This window comes from Mucilaginibacter sp. (genome assembly GCF_028288105.1).
Taxonomy (GTDB): Bacteria; Bacteroidota; Bacteroidia; order Sphingobacteriales; family Sphingobacteriaceae; genus Mucilaginibacter.
Genome location: NZ_JAQBOI010000245.1, coordinates 1 through 7103 on the forward strand (window position 1 = coordinate 1; position 7103 = coordinate 7103).

The 7103-nt window shown below is 42.2% G+C and carries 6 protein-coding genes and 1 pseudogene; all 7 read right to left on the bottom strand.

All coding sequences use genetic code 11. The features are described 5' to 3' along the window. A pseudogene (locus JWQ85_RS16570) lies at positions 1-535 on the bottom strand (membrane dipeptidase); the annotation flags it as partial. 11 nt (positions 536-546) lie between these two features. Next, on the bottom strand, positions 547-1659 hold the full coding sequence (locus tag JWQ85_RS16575) for a D-TA family PLP-dependent enzyme (protein WP_299469965.1): 1113 nt from the start codon (positions 1657-1659) through the stop codon (positions 547-549). Between the two features lie 10 nt (positions 1660-1669). Continuing rightward, positions 1670-2134: a RidA family protein gene (locus JWQ85_RS16580; protein ID WP_299469967.1), complete on the bottom strand. Its 465-nt coding sequence runs from the start codon at positions 2132-2134 to the stop codon at positions 1670-1672. Positions 2135-2349: 215 nt separating this feature from the next. Then, positions 2350-3450, bottom strand: a complete 1101-nt coding sequence (locus JWQ85_RS16585; RefSeq protein ID WP_299469969.1) for a hypothetical protein — start codon at positions 3448-3450, stop codon at positions 2350-2352. 90 nt (positions 3451-3540) lie between these two features. Next, positions 3541-4335, bottom strand: coding sequence for a hypothetical protein (locus JWQ85_RS16590; protein WP_299469971.1), 795 nt, complete (start codon positions 4333-4335; stop codon positions 3541-3543). A gap of 12 nt (positions 4336-4347) precedes the next feature. Then, complete coding sequence (locus JWQ85_RS16595; RefSeq protein ID WP_299469974.1) at positions 4348-5901, bottom strand: phosphatase PAP2 family protein; 1554 nt, start codon at positions 5899-5901, stop codon at positions 4348-4350. Between the two features lie 8 nt (positions 5902-5909). Further along, entirely contained in the window at positions 5910-6851 is a 942-nt protein-coding gene (locus JWQ85_RS16600; protein WP_299469976.1) for a hypothetical protein, read from the bottom strand. Between the last annotated feature and the right edge of the window lie 252 nt (positions 6852-7103).

Here is a 7103-nt window from a genome sequence, read left to right on the forward strand (position 1 = left end):
TTTTGCCGGTAGCATCGGTACCATTGGCATATCTGCCGGGCCCATAATGAGCCGGGCCAAGAGCGCGGAGACCGTTTTGATACGCGCCTTCTAAATAGCCTACATCTATAATGGAATCGGCGCCTTCCAGGCTTAATATATAACCAATGGGTTTATCTGTATTATCTTTCTCATCGTTCCATAAAGCAAGGTGCTTATTCAAGGTTTGAAGATCGGTTACCTGGGTCATTTCACCGGCAATTTCCATGGCTATGTACCAGCCAAGCTGGCCCTGCGTTTGTGCCCAGGCCTGCTGGGGCGAATGCCAGCCGGGCAGCGAATTACCCGGGGCTACATAACGAGCTATTTGTGTTGCAACCACTAAACCAATATTCCCTTTGCGCAACTCTGGCAGGGATACTACCGCTTTAGCACGATCGGGTTTATCGGTTAAACCTTCTTCGCGCTGGTTTATTTCGGCAACCGGCCTTTGCAGGTCGCGGTTCCATTCCAGCGCATTCATACTAAGGTCTAAGTGGGCATCAATTATGAACATCGTGGGATTTGTTAAATTGTTATTTTTCTATCGCGGGCAGTGGTTTTCCATTCGCCTGTAACTAATTGTTTTTCAATAATAATAGCGCGCTCATATAAAGAAACCGTAGGGCATATATGATAAGGTAAACCATACATTATGTCACCTACTTTATAATGGTGATCTTTGCCTGCATCGGCCACCAAGTGTTCTTCGCTTTGGCCGGTGAAGACCAATTCGGGGGCATTTAAAAAGTAGATTCGTTTACTCAATTCATTTTCGGCAGCTACCGATTTATGACCAACATCGATACATATTTTTCCATCCTCGGGTAAAGAAATAACCCTTGCAATAACAAGGGCTGCTGTTAAAAAAGCCTGCTCTTCAAAGGCCAACTGATACCCCCTATCCCAGTAAGCAAATGTTCCGGGGCTGCATTCTATATTTTTTCGTTGGGCGAGGATTGGAAAGGTCGGTGAACCGCCCGCTATTACTATAGGTTCTTGGTATCCTTTAGCTAAAATAGCAGCAGCTAATTTTAAAACAGGTTCAATACTTTCATCAGACCTTTGCCGGCGGACATTGTAATCACTATCATGAATATGACCATCGTAAGCATGTAGGCCCATAATATCTATCCCCGGTAGCGATGTACAGGTTTCATACAAACCTAATGCTTCATCAGGCACAATACCTGTACGGTTCATGCCGATATTAAGATCAATATAAACCGGTATTTTGATGTTATTTATTAGTGCCTCTGCCGATACAGAATTAGCTGTTATCTGGTTATCTACCAAACAGGAAAACGCCGTTTGCGGATAAGTTTTTATCAGCTGAATAAATCGTTTAAGTTTTGGCCCCGAAGGTTGGTAGGCTAACAGTACATCCGGGGCCCGGCTCATACCCAGCATTTCTGCTTCGGCAATGGTGGCACATTTAAACTTGTTAATGCCGGCCTTTATCATCAGGAGGCAAACATCTTTGCTTTTATGTGTTTTTACATGTGGCCTTATACGGGATACATCATCGATCATGGTTTTAACCAAATCGATATTGCTTTGTACCCTGGCGGGATATACCACTAAGGCCGGTGTATCAAGCTCATCAACATTATTTATGGTATACCACTCAGATGATGCCATGTTTCATATTTTAAACTAATTCAAATAAAGCTTCTATCTCAACCGGGATATTATCGGGCAACGAACCCATACCCACAGCGCTGCGAACACCAATACCATTATCTTCACCCCAAACTTTTGCAAACAGCTCGCTTGCGCCATTTATGATATAAGGGTGTTTCTCAAAATCGGGCGTGCAGTTAACCATACCCAATACCTTTATAACACGCTTAACCCTATCCAAGCTACCTAAATTGGCTTTAATGGTTGCCAACATAGCTAAGCCAACCTGCCTTGCAGCAAGCTTTCCGTCTTCCATACTAATGGTATCGCCTATACGGCCAATAATAAGGCTGCCATCATCCTGCACGGTACCGTGGCCGGATAAATAAAGGTATTTACCATCAATTAAACAAGGTTTGTAAACACCAAGCGGTTTTGGTGCAGGCGGCAGGCTTAAGCCTAATTCTTTAAAGTTTTGTTCAGCTGAGTTCATTTTGTAAATCTATTATTTTAAAACAAAAGAGTGCAATAAATGAATTGATTTAACCACAGAGTGCACAGAGAAAAAGCACAAAAAACACTGAGTTACCCTATTTAATTCTCTGTAGTCTCTGCTAAAAACTCTGCTACCTCTGTGGTTAAATAATAAATTTGAAAACAAAAAGGCCGGGAACCACCCCAGCCTTTATTTATATAACCATTGTATTATTAAAGTTTAAACGTTACACCAACATTTATAGCGTAATCTGCAAACGCAGCATCGCCCTGTGCATATACACCGGTTAACCGCGTAGTAATTTTATCAGGAACACTTTGTATACGATCGCGAACCATAGCAATAGGAACAAAAGTATAAATAGAGAAGCTTTTGATGCGGTAGGTGATACCCGGCTCTGCAGATATGATATAACCCGGCCTGCGGAAACCATTACTGCCGCCAATCAGGTCTTTAGCCGGTAGACATTCTTCACGCACACCTGCCGAGAAGTTAAATTTACCTACACCATAATTTGCGCCAACCCTTATCATAAACTGATCCGGAACACTCATAATATCACTACCGTTACTTACAGCTTTGGCACTTGGCGTACCGCCGCGTGCAGATGATACACCATTTTGCTCACGCGGACTGATCATGTAATAGAAAGTACCATACAGGCCAAAATTATGTGAGAAATTATAGTATCCGTTTAATTCGGTTATAATACCTGTGCCACCATCACCTAACTGTATAGACTGATCAACCGGGCCTAATAATTTTGCACCGCCAACGCCGGTGTTTTGAAAGTAGTCCTGGTAGTTATAGCTTCCGGTAGGTAGCTTTAATCCCAAACCTGCCTGAATATTTCCTTTACGGGCCTTAGCGGGGTTTAATAACCAGGCGTAGGCTTTCACGCTTACATCACCTATGCCAAATGAATGTGTTTCGTGCCTTTCTTTACCGCCGTGCTCATATAACGAAGAGCGAACGTTGTTTAGGATAGGTACATCTATTGAAAATGACCAACGGTTATTGAAGATACGGGTAAGTGTAAAATCCTGAGCGAAAGAGTGGTTAATAACATTGGTACCCAATGCAATACGTTGTTTTTGCTCCTGTTTGCCTACAAAGTGTTTGTATGAGCGGTAGTATCTGCTATTAGCGTTAAATAACCAGCTTCCGCTTGATGAGAGGCTGTCCGGATGTTCATCCATAGCGCATAGGCCACCTGTACTTCTGATGGCCACGCAACCCTGCGCGTTTACATTTGTATTATTAAAAAGTAAGTAAATAGCAATTCCGATAAAGAATTTGTAAGTAAATTTCATGTTGTGATATTGATTTTTATAAGGTGATTTGCATAATACAGCCAACCCAACTAAGGGTAGCTGTAACCTATATACAGGATTTATAATTGGTTAAATGTTATTATTTTTAAGGGTGAGTACTTTGAGATTTGAGGATACTTGCTTAGTTGCAAACCATAATGCTATCAGGGTGCCGTAACTGCCACCGCGCTCTATCCATTCAAATAGTCCATAATGCGGGTATAGTAATTCGCTTGAGATTTTCCATATTATAAACAAAAGGAGGATACTTCGGATAGGCTTAATTAATACAATAAGGGCGGCTGCTATTTCAAAAATACCAACAAACCGCGCAACTTTTGCAGGATTGGTAAACCCTATTGACGCGTACTGGCTTAGCAAACCTTTCTTTTGAATGATATTTAACCAGCCATGCCCCATCAGCAGCAAGAAGCCAACTACTTTTAAGCAATTAAATACATTTTTTATCGTGTTGGCATCAACCGCGGCATTGGGGTTAATGGGTACAAATAACTGGCGAAAGCTTTTAATCCCTCCCGATAGGATAAGGAGCGCAAGTGGTGCACCAAAGTTTCCGGCACGCTCAATAAATTCAACAAACGGCTCGCCAGATACAGGACGCAAGAATGCTGTTACTGCCCCCCATATAACCAGCCATAAGGCAATGGCACGGATAGGATAAAATAACATAATTACTCCCAGTAAAATATCGCACACACCAACCCAGGGCATTAAAGTATAGGCGGTATCAATACCCATACCAAATACAGCGAAGTAGTTACACCATATTTGTTTAGTAATAACACCAAATATACCATGCCCTATAAAGCACATAGCTACAGCTATACGCAAAGTGTAATGTATTTTTTGTTCAGTCCTAAGCATATTCCTCTCTCACTATTTCCCTGCGCCGTCTGTTTTAGCCCTGTTTACAGCATATTCGCCAACTTTAACACCACTGGCCAAGCCAGCATCACAATCACTACGGTAATGTATACCACCGTATAACCTTGACATACCGGCCTCTTTTGCCATTGCCATGAATTGTGATGCTTTTTCTGGCACCAGGTAACCCAAAACGGTTGCGGCAGCACCACTGAAAGTAGAGTGCCCTGATGTATATGACGGAAAGTTTGGTATGCCTGTTAGTGTTTTTATGTTAAACATGGTTTGCGTTGGGCGCGGGTTAAAGTAAAAATACTTGGCATCCCAGCAAACAATAGCAGCGTCCATCTCAGCCATGTTAAGTAATGCAAAGTTACGTGCCCAGCGTACTTCGCTGTAATTATGCTTAACAAATTCATCGGCAGCAATAATATTCCAGTGCCCTGTAGGGGTTACTGTACCTGCACCATCTGCCCAGAATGCAACAATACGCTCATGCTCACGGCTGTGATCGTTACTCATGGCCAGTACTTCGTCAGCTTCTTTTTTAAACTCGGGCGAACCGGTTGAATACGGTGCCGCCGGGCGGATAGATGGTATAGTTGAGTTTTCAAATAAAAATGGCTTTACCTTTGCAAATAATGGCAACATTGGGGGGCGTTTTGGCAATTCAAGGCTTATCCATGGTACCTGGCCGGTTGCTGCTGTATTTGTTTCAAATGCTTTCCAGTCCTCTGGTTTGCCAATAGCTGCGCCAGCGCCATCTGTGCGTGCACGGGCTAAAAACACGGCTGCTACTTGTTTGCCCAAGGCTTCACCTGCATCCATATCAGAGCGGGTATTAGCACCTGCCATAATGCGGTATAGTTTCTCTTCAGCAACTTTCTTTTGGATATAATCTAAGTCACCAGGAAAAAGCAGTTCCATCATTTTGGCGGTAACACCGGCCACAACAGCATCTTCACTTGGGTACGAAGGTAAATCTGATTTTGGAATAAGCGCCTGTATAGCAGGGTCATTTTTGTAAGGCGCAGGGCGACCAAATTGTTTTTTAAATTTCCATGCCTGTACAAGTGCATCATACTGCGCAGCGCTTACATAAGCATAGGCACGCGCGGCATAAGGCGGGTTTGAAAACGGGAACAAAGGGTAGGCTAACGGATTAGCCGCGCTTGGCGCCGGATAAGTACCGTCGTCTTTTTGATATGGTGGCAAGTTATGTTTTGCAACAAGCTCACGCAAAATCTCGTTCCATCTTAATACCGAACCAACGCTCCAGTATTTGATAATATCTTTTTGTTCGTTGGTAAGGTTACGCTGATAGCTTTTTATCTCATTCAGATCTGCCAGGTAGTTTGGTGTAGTAATAGCATCGGGCGTAGCCACGGTAAATGTTGATGATGCTGTTAATACTGGTGTCCAGGTATCCGCATCAAGATCTAAGTTACTGGGCGCTAATGCCGGGTATACCTCATTACGCTCCTGAATATCCTTTTTGCATGATGAGCTAAATACCGATACGGCTATCATCATTACAGGTATTATGTTGAGTATGTTTCTTTTCATGGTTATTCTTATTTATCAGATTTATCCTTTTTTACCGCAAACACATAATACAAACCACCAAAAAACGATCTGTTTTGACCAACATTACGGCCTTTTAATACATAGTTGCCACCGGCAGTAAGTTCAAGGCCCGGTATAGATTGAAACATGTATTTGAATATCGCTCCCGCCATAGTTGCATCCATATTGTTGCTTGCGAAAGGCATATTATTTTTAGTAATATCAAAGCCGCCAATGGTATTAAACTTAGTTAAGGTTGCTTCGGCATTAAACTTTAAGCTGCGGTAACCGGTACTAACTAAAAAGTTTGTGGCGTTTGGCATAGCAACCTGGTTGGTGTAATGCATTTCGGTAGTGTAATAAGAGTCGCGATCAATGGTTATATTATCTTTACGAACATACTGGCCAGAACCGGCAACAAAGAACCTACCTACCTGATAATTCAGTAATCCGCGTAGCGCAATATTTTTACTGCGCATACCTAACGATAAGGGAAGAAAATCTGCCTGGTAATCGCCAACAGGAATTACACCCGATGCAATAGCATGTAAGCTTAATAAACCACGGCCTACCTCCTGCTTAACGGCCATCCATTTAACAGCCAAACTAATATCCTGCACCCCACGCTGGCCCCTTAAAGTACCTGCCGATGCATTTGATGTAATATAGGGTATCATAAATAATAAGTTTACCCTATTGCTTAAACCGTAGTTACCACCAACAGCATACACATTGCTGCTTATTGTTCCAAGATTTAAGTTCTCGCGTTTAAAAGTACCTTCCCAGTAATGATCCCAGCTATTGTGGGTGTACACACCAGCGGCACAGAAGTAATTTTTAGGTATCATTAAAGCATCGTTTTCAGTTTGAGCGCTGGCTGATTGAAAGAACCCGGCACAAACTAAAACAACTAAACAATACTTGAATATATATTGTAAACAGTGTTTCATATGAATTTTTTAAGTAATAAGTACAATAAGCGTATTAAGCATCAGCTGCTAACAATCTCACAATTAGTAGCTGATGCTTAATATTCACTTTGCAGACATGAATAGATTGTGCTGCATTACAACAACGCAACAACAGTTGTATTCAAATCAGGAAATAAGTTAAATGAAATATTAATCAACCGATGTGGTTAGGCGGTTTGCCTGGTGATTCGATATAAGGATGAGTTAATTTGGAAGATATAGGGTTTTCTC